Source organism: Bacillus sp. 2175 (assembly GCF_057812155.1).
On record NZ_CM173819.1, the window covers coordinates 4,208,175 to 4,223,177 of the forward strand.

Here is a 15,003-nt window from a genome sequence, read left to right on the forward strand (position 1 = left end):
CCTCATTATAAATACCAAAAGTGGAAATTGGATAAACTGCTTAATAGAAAAATGTTTACTAGCATTACGAGAAACGATCCGATATTCCACTGTACAATTTTCTTACCTTGCAACACATCTGCCGCTCGTAAATATAAACCTGTGCAATACACAAATAGAACGACAAAAGATCCGATTACTTTCGTATCATACCAATGGAAATTATCCAATTTTGTATATCCCCATATACATCCTAATAAAATTGCTAGTAAGAAAAATGGAACAGAAAATAAATTTAATCCGTAAGACATAGATTCTAGCTTCGGTAAATTCCCTAACCTTCTTAATCTCGCATTCCATTTTTTCTTTTTTAATAGGCGATATTGTAATAAGTACATAATAGAAAAAATGAACGATACAGTAAACGTTGCGTAAGAAATAATTGCCATACCGACATGCACGTATACAAGTTCTGAAACTAATTGTTCCGCAAGTACTGGCGACATCTTTCCGAGCGGTGTAAAAATAGAAAAAGCGCTTACGCCAAATGCAACAACATTTGTAAAAAAGACTAAAAAGTCGATTCTCATAAATCGATTAATGACTAACGACATCGTAATCAATAACCAAACATAAAAATAAATCCCTGATAATAAAGTTAAAATAGGATTCGTTTCTGAATCTGTAGCCCTAAGCAACATAAAAATAGACTGCAGGACCCATACAATCGCAAGTAACCAAAAAGCAAATCGGTTCGCCTTTCGGTTACTTTGGAAATAATCTATAAAATATAAACTAATGCTACAAGCATATAAAATAATTGCAATATGATAAATAATACTGTTATTTAAAAAACTCATCCGATCATCCTTCCAAATTATAAAGATGGAACGGATGGTGTCCACACTTTTTTATGTTCTACTTCTTCCGCACAACTCTCTACGTCTTCCGTTTCTAAATCGAAAATCTTCGCAAATAACGCTAATTTTTCGCTCGCTCCCTCTTCAGCAGCTATTTCTTTCGCTACTAAAATTGGGTCTTTTAATAATTGATTAATAATACTTTTCGTATGCTTACTAATGACTTTTTTCTCACGATCACTAAGGTTTGGTATTTTTCGCTCTAGGCTTACCATCGTTTCACTTTGGATTGCAAGTGCCTTATCACGAAGAGCTGATATTAATGGAACAACACCAAGTGTACTTAACCACGTTTTAAATAGAACAATTTCCTCTTCAATCATAAATTGAATTTTCTCTGCTTCTTTCAAACGCTCAGCACGGTTTGCCTCCACTACTCCTTGTAAATCATCAATATCATACAAGAAAGAACCTTCTAGCTCATCAATCGCTGGATCAATATCACGTGGCACTGCAATGTCAACCATAAACAAAGGGCGACCAGAGCGCATTTTCTCTACCTTCGTCATCATCTCTTTCGTAATGACATACTCCGATGCACCAGTTGAACTAATTAAAATATCTGCTTCTAATAATGCACATTGTAATTCGCTTAACGATTTTGCATGTCCCATATATTTCTCAGCCATTACTTCTGCTTTCGAAAGCGTCCTATTCATAACTGTTACTTTACGAGCACCACTTCCATATAAGTTTTGCAGTGCAAGTTCGCCCATTTTACCAGCACCAAGAATAAGCACATGACAATCTGTTAACTCGCCAAATATTTTCTTTCCAAGCTCAACAGCAGCATAACTAACAGACATCGCACTTTCCCCGATTGTTGTTTCTGAGTGGGCACGTTTTGCTAATGTAATGACTTGCTTAAACAATTCATTAAAAATTGTGCCTGTTGCTTTAACTTGTTGCGCTTCTAAAAAGCTATCTTTTATTTGACCTAAAATCTGCGTTTCTCCGACTACCATAGAATCTAAACCGCACGTTACGCGGAATAAATGATCTATTGCACCATCTTGTTCAAAAATAGTTAAATATGGCGCGACTTCTTCTATTTCAAGCTGAAACCAATCAGCTAAAAACTTCTTAATATAATACCGTCCCGTGTGTAATTGATCGACAACAGCATAAATCTCAGTGCGATTACAAGTTGATACAATGACATTCTCTAACACGCTCTTTTGATTTTGTAATGTAGTCATCGCTCGCTCTAGTTCTGCTGCCTGAAATGTGAGTTTCTCACGAAATTCTACAGGGGCTGTTCGATAATTTACACTAACAACAAGAATATGCACGCAGCATGTCCCCCTTCACCCGTTTTATCACTTTATCTACTATCATAATACAACTTTCCTCTTATGAATCTGACAATCGTGTGAACAACCGATTATTTTTTAATTATTCTCCGTATGTAATAAAGGAGATTCAGTAACACTAATAAAAAAACTTCTACTTTATAATGATTATAAATTAATAACTCTATTTGTACGTTACCAAAAAAAGCCCTCATAATCAAGTGATGGAAACTATTCCATATAAATTATAACATCATCTTCCCTATCTTCTTTCATCATGAAGGAAAATATGTATGATTGTTCCAAAATGCAACAAAGACTTTCTCAATACAATGTATTTGACATTGTATTTCTTTTTCGTTATATTGGTTTTACAAAATTAAATTGTGCACAACTTAATTGGAAGGGAGTTATTTATGACAGAGGACTCTTTGCATCTAGATAACCAACTTTGTTTTTCTATTTACACCTGCTCTAGAGAGGTTACTCGTTTTTATCGACCTTATTTAGAAGAAATGGGTATTACGTATCCCCAGTACATTACTTTACTCGTACTATGGGAGCAAGATGGACTAACAGTAAAAGAAATTGGAGAACGTCTATTTTTAGATTCTGGTACGTTAACACCTATGTTAAAACGCATGGAATCATTAAAACTTGTAAAACGTGTTCGTTCCAAAGAAGACGAGCGAAAAGTTTGTATTGAATTAACAGAACAAGGCAACGATTTAAAGGAAAAGGCTTGTTCATTACCGACAACGATGGCTACAAACTTAGGAATTACAGAGCAAGAATATCGCTCTTTATTAATTCAACTAAATAAACTAATTGACACAATGAAAACAATTAATGATGGAAAAGGGGAATAAATATGGATAAATTATATACTGCTTCAGTAACAGCAACAGGTGGAAGAAATGGGAAAGTAGTTTCAGATGATGGCATATTAAATCTTGATGTAAAAATGCCGAAAGCACTAGGTGGTGCAGGCGGAGAAGCAACAAATCCAGAACAACTATTTGCAGCTGGTTATGCAGCTTGTTTCGATAGTGCATTACAACTTGTCATTCGTACAAAACGTGTGAAAGTAGAAAGTACAGAAGTAACTGCTCACGTTTCTATCGGAAAAGATACAGATGGTGGTTTCGGTCTATCTGCTGTACTTGATGTACATGTGGCTGGCGTTTCACATAGCGAAGCACAAGAACTTGTAGAAGCGGCTCACGGTGTATGTCCTTACTCGAAAGCAACACGAGGAAATATTGAAGTTACATTAAACGTACGCTAAAAAATTTAGCAAAACAAAAACGCGCGACATTCGTCACGCGTTTTTTGTTTTTGTAAATTTATGAATTGCTTTCCACGCTTCTTCTTTTCCAAGTCCTGTTTCAGAAGAGAATAGAACAATTTCATCGCCAATTTCAACAGCAAGCGTTTCTTTTACAACTTTTAAATGCTTTTGCCATTTCCCTTTCGGAATTTTATCGGCTTTCGTCGCAATAATAATTGTTGGGATTTCATAATGCTTTAAGAAATCATACATCATCACGTCATCACTTGTTGGTTGGTGACGTAAATCAACTACTAATACAGCTGCGTCTAATTGCTCACGAGTTGTAAAGTACGTTTCAATCATTTTCCCCCATGCAGCGCGCTCTGATTTAGATACTTTTGCATATCCATAACCTGGAACGTCAACAAAGTGCATCATCTCATTGATTAAGAAAAAGTTCAGCGTTTGCGTTTTTCCTGGTTTAGAAGAAATACGCACTAACTTTTTACGATTTAAAATTTTATTAATAAAGGAAGACTTCCCCACATTTGAACGACCTGCTAATGCAATTTCTGGTAAATCACTGTCTGGATATTGTTCTGGTTTAACAGCACTAATTACAATATCTGCTTTTGTTACTTTCATTGTTTCACTCCTACTAATGCGTGCTCCAATACTTCATCTAAATGAGATGCAAGCACAAACGTAAGGTTTTCTTTTACGCTCTCTGGAATATCATCTAAATCTTTCTCGTTTTCTGCTGGCAAAATAATTTTTGTTAAGCCTGCGCGGTGAGCACTTAATGTTTTTTCTTTTAAACCACCAATTGGTAATACACGACCACGAAGTGTAATTTCACCTGTCATACCCACTTCTTTACTTACAGGAATACCTGTTAGCGCAGAAATAAGTGCCGTTGCCATCGTAATACCTGCTGACGGTCCGTCTTTTGGAACTGCTCCTTCTGGAACGTGAATATGAATATCATTTTTCTCATGGAAATTCGGATCGATCTGAAGCTCTTCTGCACGAGAACGTATATAACTAAACGCAGCTTGTGCTGATTCTTTCATAACATCCCCAAGTTTCCCTGTTAAAATTAGTTTCCCTTTTCCTGGCGCTACAGAAACTTCAATGGCAAGTGTATCGCCGCCTGCTGCTGTGTAAGCTAGACCTGTTGCCATACCAACTTGGTCTGTTTTTTCAGCTTGCCCATAACGGAATATGTGTTTACCAAGTAAATCAACAATCTTTTTCTCTGTCACAACGATACGTTTACGTTCTGCTGTAACGATAATCTTCGCTACTTTACGGCAAACTTTTGCAATTTGGCGCTCTAGCGTACGAACACCAGCCTCACGTGTATAATAACGAATAATCTCAAGCAGCGCTTCATCACGCACTTGTAAATTACCTTTTCGTAAGCCATGTTCTTTTAATTGTTTCGGCAATAAATGCTCACGAGCAATGTGTACTTTTTCAAGTTCTGTATAGCCAGCAATCGAAATGATTTCCATACGGTCAAGTAATGGACCTGGAATACTTGAAAGTGTATTAGCAGTTGCTACAAACATAACTTTTGATAGATCATATGGTTCTTCAATGTAATGATCACTGAAGTTATGGTTTTGTTCTGGATCTAATACTTCAAGTAATGCCGCTGATGGATCTCCACGGAAATCGTTAGACATTTTATCAATCTCATCTAATAAGAAGACTGGATTAACTGTTTTCGCCTTTTTCATACCTTGAATAATGCGTCCTGGCATTGCTCCAACATATGTACGACGGTGACCACGAATTTCAGATTCATCACGCACACCACCAAGAGATACACGGACGAAGTTACGATTCAATGATGTTGCAATTGAACGCGCTAACGAAGTTTTGCCGACCCCAGGAGGGCCTACTAAACAAAGGATAGGTCCTTTTAATGAATTCGTTAACTTCTGTACAGCTAAATATTCAAGTACACGCTCTTTCACTTTTTCAAGACCGTAATGATCATTATTTAAAATCTCTTCCGAATGAGCAAGATCAATTATATCTTCTGTTGCCTCTGTCCACGGAAGCGCTAATAACCAATCAATATAATTGCGAATAACACCACTCTCCGCAGAACTTGCTGGTAACTTTTCATAACGATCTAATTCTTTCAGGGCAGCCTTCATTGTTTCTTCCGGCATTCCCGACTGTTCAATTTTCTCACGAAGTTCTTCTACTTCTCCGCCCTTGCCTTCTTTGTCGCCAAGTTCAGTTTGAATCGCCTTCATTTGCTCACGTAAGAAATATTCTTTTTGCGTGCGCTCCATGGAACGTTTCACTTTTTGCCCAATTTTCTTTTCTAGGCTAAGTAACTCTTGTTCATCTTGAATAATTGAAATAAGTGTTTGTAATCGTTCTTTTACAGATACAATCTCTAAAATCTCTTGTTTCTGCTTCGTTTTAATCGGCAAGTGAGAAGCAATTAAATCAGCTAATCTCCCTGGTTCTTCCACATCAGCTACCGTTGCAAAAGTTTCATTTGAAACTTTTTTCGAAACTTTAATATATTGTTCGAAATGCTCCAGTAACGTACGCATAAAAGCTTTCTCTTCTAAATCATCTTCTACTTCTTCAGTTACCGTTTTAATAGACACTTGTACTACATTTTCTTCTTCGATAAACTCTATTACTTCTGCTCTATGTAAACCTTCCACAAGGACACGAAGCGTACCGTTCGGCAATTTTAACATTTGCTTCACTTTCGCCACTGTACCTACACTATATATGTCATCTTCTTTCGGATCATCGATATTCATTTCTTTTTGCATTGCTAAAAAGATGATATTTTCATCCATTGCCGCCTGCTCTAGTGCTTGTATCGATTTATCACGTCCTACATCAAGATGCAAAACCATCGTTGGATATACGAGAACGCCTCTTAATGGTAGGAGGGGCACGATTCTTTCGTTCGTATTCATACTAGACATAGCACCTCCATAATAAATTAAACTCCTGTTCAACTATTTTATATTACAATACACCTAGATGCAATTGCTGAGATTCCGCGCAATTGTAAATAGCTTGTTTTTCTACCTCACGAAAAGAAAAAGACTCCGATTAAGCATACAAACTTAAACGAAGTCTGGCAAATTTTATTATTGTTTATTTTTACATAGATTGTGCATCTGTTTCGTCTACGTTAGTATGTACATCTAGCTCTCTATGCATATTTCCTTGCATAAACGTTAACTCAAATACTTCTTTTAACTTACGGACAGGAATAATTTCAATTCCCTTGATCGTATACAAAAATGGTTGCATATTTTCAGCAGGAATAATGACTTTCTTAGCTCCCGCTTTTTTCGCAGCTTTTATTTTTGCGTATACACCACCAATAGGCTTTACTTCTCCGTGTATACTTATTTCACCTGTCATCGCTACTTCATTATTTACATACGTGCGATGCACCGCAGAATATACACCTGTTGCCATAGCGATTCCTGCAGAAGGGCCATCAATTGGGATACCCCCTGGAAAATTAATATGTATATCGTATCCTTCTGGCAACACATCTAAAGAACGAAGTACTGTTAATACATTATCAACAGAGCCTTTCGCCATACTTTTACGACGAATAGATTTCGTTTGACTACCAATACTTTCTTCTTCCACAATTCCGGTAACATTTACCGATCCTTTATCTTTCGCCGGAATTGCTGTTACTTCAATTTCTAATAACGCACCTGTATTTGGTCCGTATACAGCAAGACCATTTACAAGACCAATCCTTGGAATCGGATAAATGCGCTTTTCATATTTCGGTGTAAGCTGACTTGAGTGAACAACCCACTCTATATCTTCATCCTTAATGAAAGAACGTTCTTCATTTATCGCCATACCCGCAGAGATTTGCACGAGATTAATCGCTTCTCGTCCATTCCTTGCATACATCCCAATCATCTCAATACCATTTTCACCTATTTGCATTTCTACTTTTTCCGCGGCATTTTTCGCTACTTTTTGAATTTCTTCCGTATCTAATTCACGGAAAAATACTTCTAAGCAACGTGACCGAATAGCAGGAGGAATTTCCTCTGGCGAACGTGTCGTTGCTCCAACTAAGCGAAAATCTGCCGGTAAGCCTTTTTGGAAAATATCATGTATATATGTTGGGATCATTGTATTTTCTTCACTATAGTACGCACTTTCTAAAAATACTTTTCGATCTTCTAACACCTTTAACATTTTGTTCATTTGAATCGGATGGAGCTCGCCAATCTCATCAATAAACAAAATACCACCATGTGCATCTGTTACAGCACCTTTTTTCGGTTGTGGAATACCTGCTTGCCCCATCGCCCCAGCACCTTGATAAATCGGATCATGCACCGAACCAATTAAAGGGTCTGCGATACCACGTTCATCAAACCGAGCTGTTGTCGCATCAAGTTCAATAAATGTTGCATTCGTACGAAATGGAGATTTAGGATTTCGTTTCGCTTCTTCTAATACAAGACGTGCTGCCGCTGTTTTCCCAACACCGGGTGGGCCATATATGATTACATGTTGCGGATTCGGACCACAAAGAGCCGCTTTTAACGACTTAATCCCGTCCTCTTGCCCTACAATATCTAAAAAGGTTGTAGGACGCACCTTTTCTGCTAGCGGCTCTGTTAAAGAAATCTCACGCATTTTACGAAGCTGTTCTAATTCTTTTTTCGATTCTCGATCAATTGAAACTTTTTGTGTTCGTTGATTTCGAAGTAAATGCCAGAAATACAATCCGACAATTACACCAAAAACAAGTTGAACAACTAAAAATATATTTGTCCAGCTCATTATTTATTTCCTCCCGCAATATTTTATCTCTTAGTATTTCCGCGGAGGAACGTAGCTAAACATAAAGAAAAACAGCAATTATAAAAATTGCTGTTTCCCTTTCGCATTATGCAGATGTTTTTGTATCAAGTACAGTACCGTCTTGTAACACCAATTTTGGCGGCTCATTATCAGCTACTGTTTCTTTTGTAAGAATACACTTCTCGATATCTTTACGAGATGGAAGTTCGAACATTACATCAAGCATTAAGCCTTCAATAATAGAACGAAGTCCACGAGCACCCGTTTTACGTTCAATTGCTTTTTTCGCAATTTCGATTAGTGCACCTTCTTCAAACTCTAACTCAACATCGTCAAGCTCCAATAGTTTTTGGAATTGCTTAACAAGTGCATTTTTCGGTTTCGTTAAAATATCAACAAGAGCATCTTCATCAAGTGGCTCTAGGTTCGCAATAACTGGAAGACGACCGATAAACTCTGGAATTAAACCAAATCTTAAAAGATCCTCTGGTAATACGTGAGATAAAACATGCTTCTCATTTACATCAGCATTTTTCTTCTCAGAACCAAATCCAATTACTTTTTCACCAAGGCGACGTTTAATAATCGGCTCAATGCCATCAAACGCTCCACCACAAATGAATAAGATGTTCGTTGTATCAATTTGAATAAACTCTTGGTGCGGATGCTTACGACCACCTTGAGGTGGAACGCTTGCTACAGTACCTTCTAAAATTTTCAGAAGTGCTTGCTGCACACCTTCACCAGATACATCACGTGTAATTGATGGATTTTCGGACTTACGTGCCACTTTATCAATCTCATCAATATAAATGATTCCTTTTTCCGCTTTCTCTACATCATAATCAGCTGCTTGAATTAATTTTAGTAAGATATTTTCTACATCTTCTCCAACATATCCAGCTTCTGTTAAAGATGTTGCGTCCGCGATTGCAAATGGAACATTTAGAATACGCGCTAACGTTTGTGCAAGTAATGTTTTACCACTACCTGTTGGCCCGATAAGTGCGATATTACTCTTCGCTAATTCTACATCATCAATTTTGCTGTTAGAATTAATGCGTTTGTAATGGTTATATACCGCTACCGCTAGTGCTTTTTTCGCGCTATCTTGCCCGATGACATACTCATCTAAGATTTCACGAATTTCTACCGGTTTCGGTACATCTTTGAATTCTACTTCTTCGTCCTTCGCAAGCTCCTCTTGTACAATTTCAGTACAAAGTTCGATACACTCGTCACAAATGTAAACACCTGGACCTGCCACTAACTTTCGAACTTGCGTTTGTGTTTTACCACAGAAAGAACATTTTAATTGCCCTTTTTCATCATTAAATTTAAACATATTTTCACACCCCTTACAAAGTGCTAACCTCTTGCCTTCGTATGTACACGATAAATGTATCGTATGTAAATACATATTATGTCACTACGTGGCGAGAAATACAAATAATATGACTAGTTATGTACAAATAAAAAATTTTTAAAACTTTTGAAATATGTATATTCGACTTGTAAAGGAACTTTTCCTTCTCCATCGAAAAGTTTTATAAATATATTTCTATATTTATAAAACAAGGCACGATTTTAATCGTGCCTTGTTATTTTATTATGCAGCGTTTTCTACTAAGAAGTCTACAGCTTTACGCACTTTAAGATCTTCAGCTAAAGCGTCTACGCTTCCAAGAGCTTGCTTGATAGCGTCTACTGGCATACCGTACATTTCAGCCATTTTTTCAACTTCTGCAGTTACTTCTTCTTCAGTAACTTCGATGTTTTCAGCTTCAATGATAGCTTCAAGAACAAGATTGATTCTTACACGTTTTTGTGCATCTTCTTTCATTTGCTCTTTTAATTTGTCAGCATCAGTACCTGTGAATTGGTAGTAAAGCTCAAGGTTCATACCTTGTTGGCTTAAACGTTGCTCGAATTCACGAACCATACGATCTAACTCAGTGTTGATCATAGCTTCTGGAATTTCGATTTCAGCGTTAGCAGCAGCTAATTCTACTACTTCGTCACGTACTTTGTGCTCAGCTTCGTGCTTTTTGCCTTCTTCTAAGTTTGTGCGAAGTTTTGCTTTTAATTCATCAAGAGTTGCAACCGCTTCGTCTGCTTCTTTAGCGAACTCGTCGTTTAACTCAGGAAGTTCTTTTGTTTTGATTTCGTGAATTGTTACTTTGAATGTTGCTGGTTTGCCAGCTAATTCAGCAGCATGGTACTCTTCTGGGAATGATACTTCAACGTCTTTAGACTCACCAGATTTAAGACCGATTACTTGCTCTTCGAAACCTGGGATGAATGTACCAGAACCGATTGCTAGAGAGTAGTTTTCGCCTTTTCCGCCTTCAAATGCTTCGCCATCAACGAAACCTTCGAAGTCGATTACAGCTGTATCACCGTTTTCAACAGTTCCTTCTTCTTTAACAACTAGTTCAGCTTGACGCTCTTGTAAAGATTTTAATTCGTTCTCTACATCTTCGTCAGTTACAGTTGTTTCAACTTTTTCTACTGCCAAACCTTTGTACTCACCTAATTTAACTTCAGGTTTCACTGTAACTTTTGCAGTGAAGATAAGGTTAGCATTTTTTTCGAACTTCTCGATGTCGATTTCAGGATGATCAACTGGGAAGATACCAGCTTCTTCAATCGCTTCACCGTATGCTTTTGGTAAAATGATATCTAAAGCATCTTGGTATAAAGATTCAATACCAAAGCGTTGTTCGAATAATGGACGAGGCATTTTTCCTTTACGGAAACCTGGTACGTTAATTGTTTTTACTACTTTTTTGAACGCAGCGTCGATAGAGTTGTTTACTTCTTTAGCATCAACTTCGATTGTTAAAACGCCAACGTTACCTTCTAATTTTTCCCATTTTGTAGACATTTATTCTTTCCCTCCAACTATAATAATGTATGCACATACCTCTATAGATTAAGATCTTCATTATCTCTTTTTTGAAATAACAAATACACAAATAATCCTCTAGCAAAAGCTTTCAGATATAATGTTCCAATCTACTAATTGCCCAGAAGACAACTACGGTATATTTTGTTCGAGAATAATATGAAACATATTAAGTAAGAGAATTACACTTCTCTTCTCTTACAAACAGGCAGTTTTCTGCCTTTTGCAACCCTTACATTATAACATAGAATATGCTCGTTTCAAGAACTGAACGATTCTTTTTCATAATTATACGGGCAAATATCCTTCTCTTTCAACACGTAATAACCATTGATAGGCAATATGAAACTCTTCCAATTCGATATTGTATGCTGCCATAAGCTCTTCTTCATCAATAGCCAATCCGAAACGCTTTCTTCCAATTCTCTCTAAAACAGCTGACCAAATCTCTTCTTTATCCATTAATAGAGCGAATGGGAAAATGCTAATTTGCAATTCTTTCCAATATGTAACCATCGCTTCAAATATATCGGGATATTTTTGCTCTAATCGACTTGATAATTTATGTATAATGTTATTGGATTGCTCCTCATTATGACCTGTAAATGCCGGAATTACCTTAATTGCATTCCCAAACTTTTCCACCTCTATTTCCTCTTCTACCTGACTTTCTATCATTTTATACAAAATAGAAGTTTTCAAATAGGGGTGTTGCTCTTCATCTATTAAAAATTTCTTTAAAACAGGTAATGCAAGATCTAAGTCTTTTAATGAAAGTCGCTGAATCGCTCTTAGCTTCTGTCCAAAGTTTTCTCCAAAAATTTCATTAGTAAACTCATTCAACTCAAAATTTGAATCCACTAGCGATGCGTCTCCCTCATTTAGCATACCTTCTGCAAATAAAGCAAGCTGCGCTAATTTTTCCTTTTGATCAGGCATTATATCTTTCGTTTGTAAAACCTTTTCAACAGTTTCAATAACACCTTCATAATCATTTGTTTGAACTAAAATAGTCACGTACGTTTCAAGAATATCACCAAATAAGACAACTCCTGTTTTAAGCAACTGTTCACATTTGTCTTTCGCTTCTTCCATACGTTTTAATTCGAGTAAACAAATAACTGAAGCTAATTCCGTTTGTTCCGTTTCCGCATTATACTGACGTAATATTTCAAAGCAGCGCAATGCATCTTCGAACTTCCGCTCTTTCAACGCTAAAAAACCTTCATCAATATAGCGCTCTGATAGCTGCGGAAACAATACGACCGTATTTTCTTTTTTATCCATACGTCCGCCTCTTTTTCTTGATTTTAATTATGTTCAAAGTAAATATATCAAATGCGTAATGAGAACACAACATCCCCAAATTATTTGTTTGAAATATAAAAATATTTAATTTTTACATTCCAATACAAATAAATCTCTACTAAAAATTAAAATTGTACAAGTAAAAATCCCCAGCAACAAACGCAGAGGATTCATCATTAATGGAAAGCTTTTATAATTGTGGGGTATATTACAAGGGTAATAATTTGGAGAACAATAATTGCCATAACAATCATGCTAAAATAGAAGATTGGTTTACTTCGCTTCATTAAAAACATAATAATAAGCATCGTACAAGCAAACAAACTTAAGAAGAACAAACTTGTTGTCGAACTAAGTATACCACTTGGGACAAAGAACAATAACACTACACTACAAGTACCTATAATTCCAAATAACCATTCCATTCATTCACTCATTCCCTTTCCCTCTCATGGCTGTTTTCTCTAAGCAATCAAATGTTTCACAACATCAACTACATACGTTAATTTCTCATACGCTACAAATCCAAAAGCAACCGTCAAGCCCGTTACAACTAATCCTTTCATCATTTCTGCCTCCTCGTTTTATCGTTGTTATCTTCATTATAAAAGATTAGCAATTTCTTACCATCGAACTACCTTACAGTTACCTTACAGAATTGTAAGATTTCAAAAAGAGATTGAAAAACACCTCATATCGCTTGAGGTGCTTTCACGGAATTTATTTATAATCACTTGCAAAATTAACTTTTTTCTCTTGGTTATTTTTCGGAGAATCCACTCTTAAACTAATAGATTTACTAAATAATTTAGGATCAAAATAATTATTCATTACTTTTCTTAACTTACCTTCAGATATTTTCGTATTACAAGAAAACAAAGGATGAAGATCATGTTAATATATTTTTGTACAATTAAGACTTTAATTTACAAGGGGGATTATATATGTTTAAAAAAATGGCCGCAGATGTATTAGGACTAAGCGATGTAGGTTCTGTTATTACACCTAAAGACTATGATAAGGTCGATGCCGATGATTATGTAATGCATGAAGATGGGGAGAAAATTTACTTTCTAATTAAATCGAAATCAGATGAATATTGCTTCACAAACAAAGGGTTAATTCACTTAGACGGTACAAGCGCAACAAGTAAAAAACGTACACTACGCCGCTTTAGCTATAGTAAATATCAAATTAAAAACGTAGCGCTTGAAACTGCGGGAACGATTGATTTAGATGTAGAAATTAAGTTCCAAATGGGCGATGAACACTATTCAATTGATGTCCATAAAAAACATATTGAAGAATTAAAAGATTTATATAAAGCTTTACTTAAAATTGAAGAAATTTCATACGACAACGATATTACATTACAATATGCACACAAAAGTTTAGATATGGCATCTAACGCTTTCAGCCGTATTTCAAACGCACAAGTAAACTTAGCAGAGCAATTTAAAGAGATGAACGAGATTGCCTTTAACTGGCTCGTTGATACGAAGAAACAATATAATGTGAAAGATTATGGTTTTGTCTTTGACAAGTTTATTAACAACTAATTTAAAACAAACAAAAAACCTTGTTATCAAAAGATAACAAGGTTTTCTTGGCGCCCCAGGAGAGATTCGAACTCCCGCTCCGCCCATTTCCGTACTATTTTATATATTTTGATCGCAGTCTTAATATATCTTCTCCTTCGCGAATGCCTGCCGATCCTTTCCTCACATTTTTTACGACAGTCCAATTCGGGTTAGTTTCATCACCGATGTTCTGTACTGTAAAATTGCCATCACCATATTTCCGGTGACCTTCCGCCAATTTCTCCGTTAAATCATTCTCATTTGATCTCGCCATCTTTGCGCCATCTCCCTTTTTTATACGACCTTCTTAAACCATCTAACCAATCACAGGTCCAGTCAATTGGAGATTCTCGTTTTCCGCTTCTATTAATTGTAACACACTACCGGGAATAAGTTCCGATAACTGCTGCTGAATTGTACTAGAATGGTAAAGAGTTTTATAATATTGTAAGTAAACAATTAAGAGAATCTGGATATGGATTTGAGTTCCATCATAAACCTATTGATTCTTTAAATTAAATAAGAGGAATAGGGCGCATAAATGGCGCTCTTTTTATTTAAGAAAAAGAAGTACATATGCAACTACTTAATATCAAAGGAAAGGTCGCAAATATCAAGAATGAACTACACCTATAACCCAAACATCAAATTTTAGACAAACAAAAAACCTTGTTATCAAAAGATAACAAGGTTTTTTTAGCGTCCCAGGAGAGATTCGAACTCCCGACCGTACGCTTAGAAGGCGTATGCTCTATCCGGCTGAGCTACTGGGACATGGAGCGGGTGAAGAGAATCGAACTCTCGACCAGAGCTTGGAAGGCTCTTGTTTTACCACTAAACTACACCCGCATATGTTATTTTCTTTTCTTCGTTAGCGCCGTTTCCCTATCGACAATAT

13 protein-coding genes, 2 tRNA genes and 1 pseudogene are annotated in these 15,003 nt (G+C 36.3%); 4 read left to right on the forward strand and 12 right to left on the reverse strand.

Annotated elements, in window-relative coordinates; translation table 11 throughout:
• Positions 1-5: 5 nt before the first annotated feature.
• On the reverse strand, positions 6-839 hold the full coding sequence (locus ACXKY9_RS21795; protein WP_000008991.1) for a cytochrome c biogenesis protein: 834 nt from the start codon (positions 837-839) through the stop codon (positions 6-8).
• A 17-nt stretch (positions 840-856) separates the two neighbouring features.
• Positions 857-2,191 carry a glutamyl-tRNA reductase gene (gene hemA / locus ACXKY9_RS21800; RefSeq protein ID WP_000547867.1) on the reverse strand — a complete coding sequence of 445 codons (1,335 nt, stop codon included), beginning with the start codon at positions 2,189-2,191 and terminating at the stop codon, positions 857-859.
• A 416-nt stretch (positions 2,192-2,607) separates the two neighbouring features.
• On the opposite strand from hemA, the gene ACXKY9_RS21805 reads away from it, so the two are divergent.
• Both ACXKY9_RS21805 and ACXKY9_RS21810 read left to right on the forward strand, forming a co-directional pair.
• Positions 2,608-3,060 carry a MarR family winged helix-turn-helix transcriptional regulator gene (locus ACXKY9_RS21805; RefSeq protein ID WP_000133923.1) on the forward strand — a complete coding sequence of 151 codons (453 nt, stop codon included), beginning with the start codon at positions 2,608-2,610 and terminating at the stop codon, positions 3,058-3,060.
• A 2-nt stretch (positions 3,061-3,062) separates the two neighbouring features.
• Positions 3,063-3,479: an organic hydroperoxide resistance protein gene (locus ACXKY9_RS21810; protein WP_000359781.1), complete on the forward strand. Its 417-nt coding sequence runs from the start codon at positions 3,063-3,065 to the stop codon at positions 3,477-3,479.
• 33 nt (positions 3,480-3,512) lie between these two features.
• Here ACXKY9_RS21810 and ysxC read toward each other — a convergent pair whose 3' ends face one another.
• The 7 genes from ysxC to ACXKY9_RS21845 form a co-directional block, all read right to left on the reverse strand.
• A complete protein-coding gene (gene ysxC, locus ACXKY9_RS21815; RefSeq protein WP_000869116.1) occupies positions 3,513-4,109 on the reverse strand; it encodes a ribosome biogenesis GTP-binding protein YsxC in 597 nt (198 codons plus the stop codon).
• Positions 4,106-6,436: an endopeptidase La gene (gene lon / locus ACXKY9_RS21820; RefSeq protein WP_000097285.1), complete on the reverse strand. Its 2,331-nt coding sequence runs from the start codon at positions 6,434-6,436 to the stop codon at positions 4,106-4,108. The genes ysxC and lon overlap by 4 nt, the downstream gene beginning before the upstream one ends.
• A 181-nt stretch (positions 6,437-6,617) precedes the next feature.
• Entirely contained in the window at positions 6,618-8,288 is a 1,671-nt protein-coding gene (lonB, locus tag ACXKY9_RS21825) for an ATP-dependent protease LonB (protein WP_000119180.1), read from the reverse strand.
• Between the two features lie 106 nt (positions 8,289-8,394).
• Positions 8,395-9,654 carry an ATP-dependent protease ATP-binding subunit ClpX gene (gene clpX, locus ACXKY9_RS21830; RefSeq protein ID WP_000472289.1) on the reverse strand — a complete coding sequence of 420 codons (1,260 nt, stop codon included), beginning with the start codon at positions 9,652-9,654 and terminating at the stop codon, positions 8,395-8,397.
• A gap of 264 nt (positions 9,655-9,918) precedes the next feature.
• Complete coding sequence (gene tig / locus ACXKY9_RS21835) at positions 9,919-11,196, reverse strand: trigger factor (RefSeq protein WP_000105215.1); 1,278 nt, start codon at positions 11,194-11,196, stop codon at positions 9,919-9,921.
• A gap of 309 nt (positions 11,197-11,505) precedes the next feature.
• Positions 11,506-12,504 (reverse strand): hypothetical protein, encoded by a 999-nt coding sequence (locus ACXKY9_RS21840; RefSeq protein WP_000358278.1) that lies wholly within the window; start codon positions 12,502-12,504, stop codon positions 11,506-11,508.
• Positions 12,505-12,701: 197 nt separating this feature from the next.
• Positions 12,702-12,950 carry a hypothetical protein gene (locus tag ACXKY9_RS21845; RefSeq protein ID WP_001983650.1) on the reverse strand — a complete coding sequence of 83 codons (249 nt, stop codon included), beginning with the start codon at positions 12,948-12,950 and terminating at the stop codon, positions 12,702-12,704.
• A 519-nt stretch (positions 12,951-13,469) separates the two neighbouring features.
• Here ACXKY9_RS21845 and ACXKY9_RS21850 point away from each other — a divergent pair.
• The gene (locus tag ACXKY9_RS21850; protein WP_000473868.1) at positions 13,470-14,084 is read left to right on the forward strand and encodes a PH domain-containing protein; all 615 of its coding nucleotides are present in this window, start codon (positions 13,470-13,472) and stop codon (positions 14,082-14,084) included.
• Between the two features lie 94 nt (positions 14,085-14,178).
• Here the strand turns inward: ACXKY9_RS21850 and ACXKY9_RS21855 are convergent, their stop codons facing one another.
• Positions 14,179-14,379 (reverse strand): hypothetical protein, encoded by a 201-nt coding sequence (locus ACXKY9_RS21855; protein ID WP_000124460.1) that lies wholly within the window; start codon positions 14,377-14,379, stop codon positions 14,179-14,181.
• A 152-nt stretch (positions 14,380-14,531) separates the two neighbouring features.
• Between ACXKY9_RS21855 and ACXKY9_RS21860 the strand changes: the two are divergent.
• Positions 14,532-14,624, forward strand: a pseudogene (locus ACXKY9_RS21860) (DUF6572 domain-containing protein); the annotation flags it as partial.
• Between the two features lie 181 nt (positions 14,625-14,805).
• Here the strand turns inward: ACXKY9_RS21860 and ACXKY9_RS21865 are convergent.
• Positions 14,806-14,879, reverse strand: a tRNA-Arg gene (locus ACXKY9_RS21865).
• Between the two features lies 1 nt (position 14,880).
• Positions 14,881-14,954, reverse strand: a tRNA-Gly gene (locus ACXKY9_RS21870).
• Positions 14,955-15,003 lie beyond the last annotated feature (49 nt).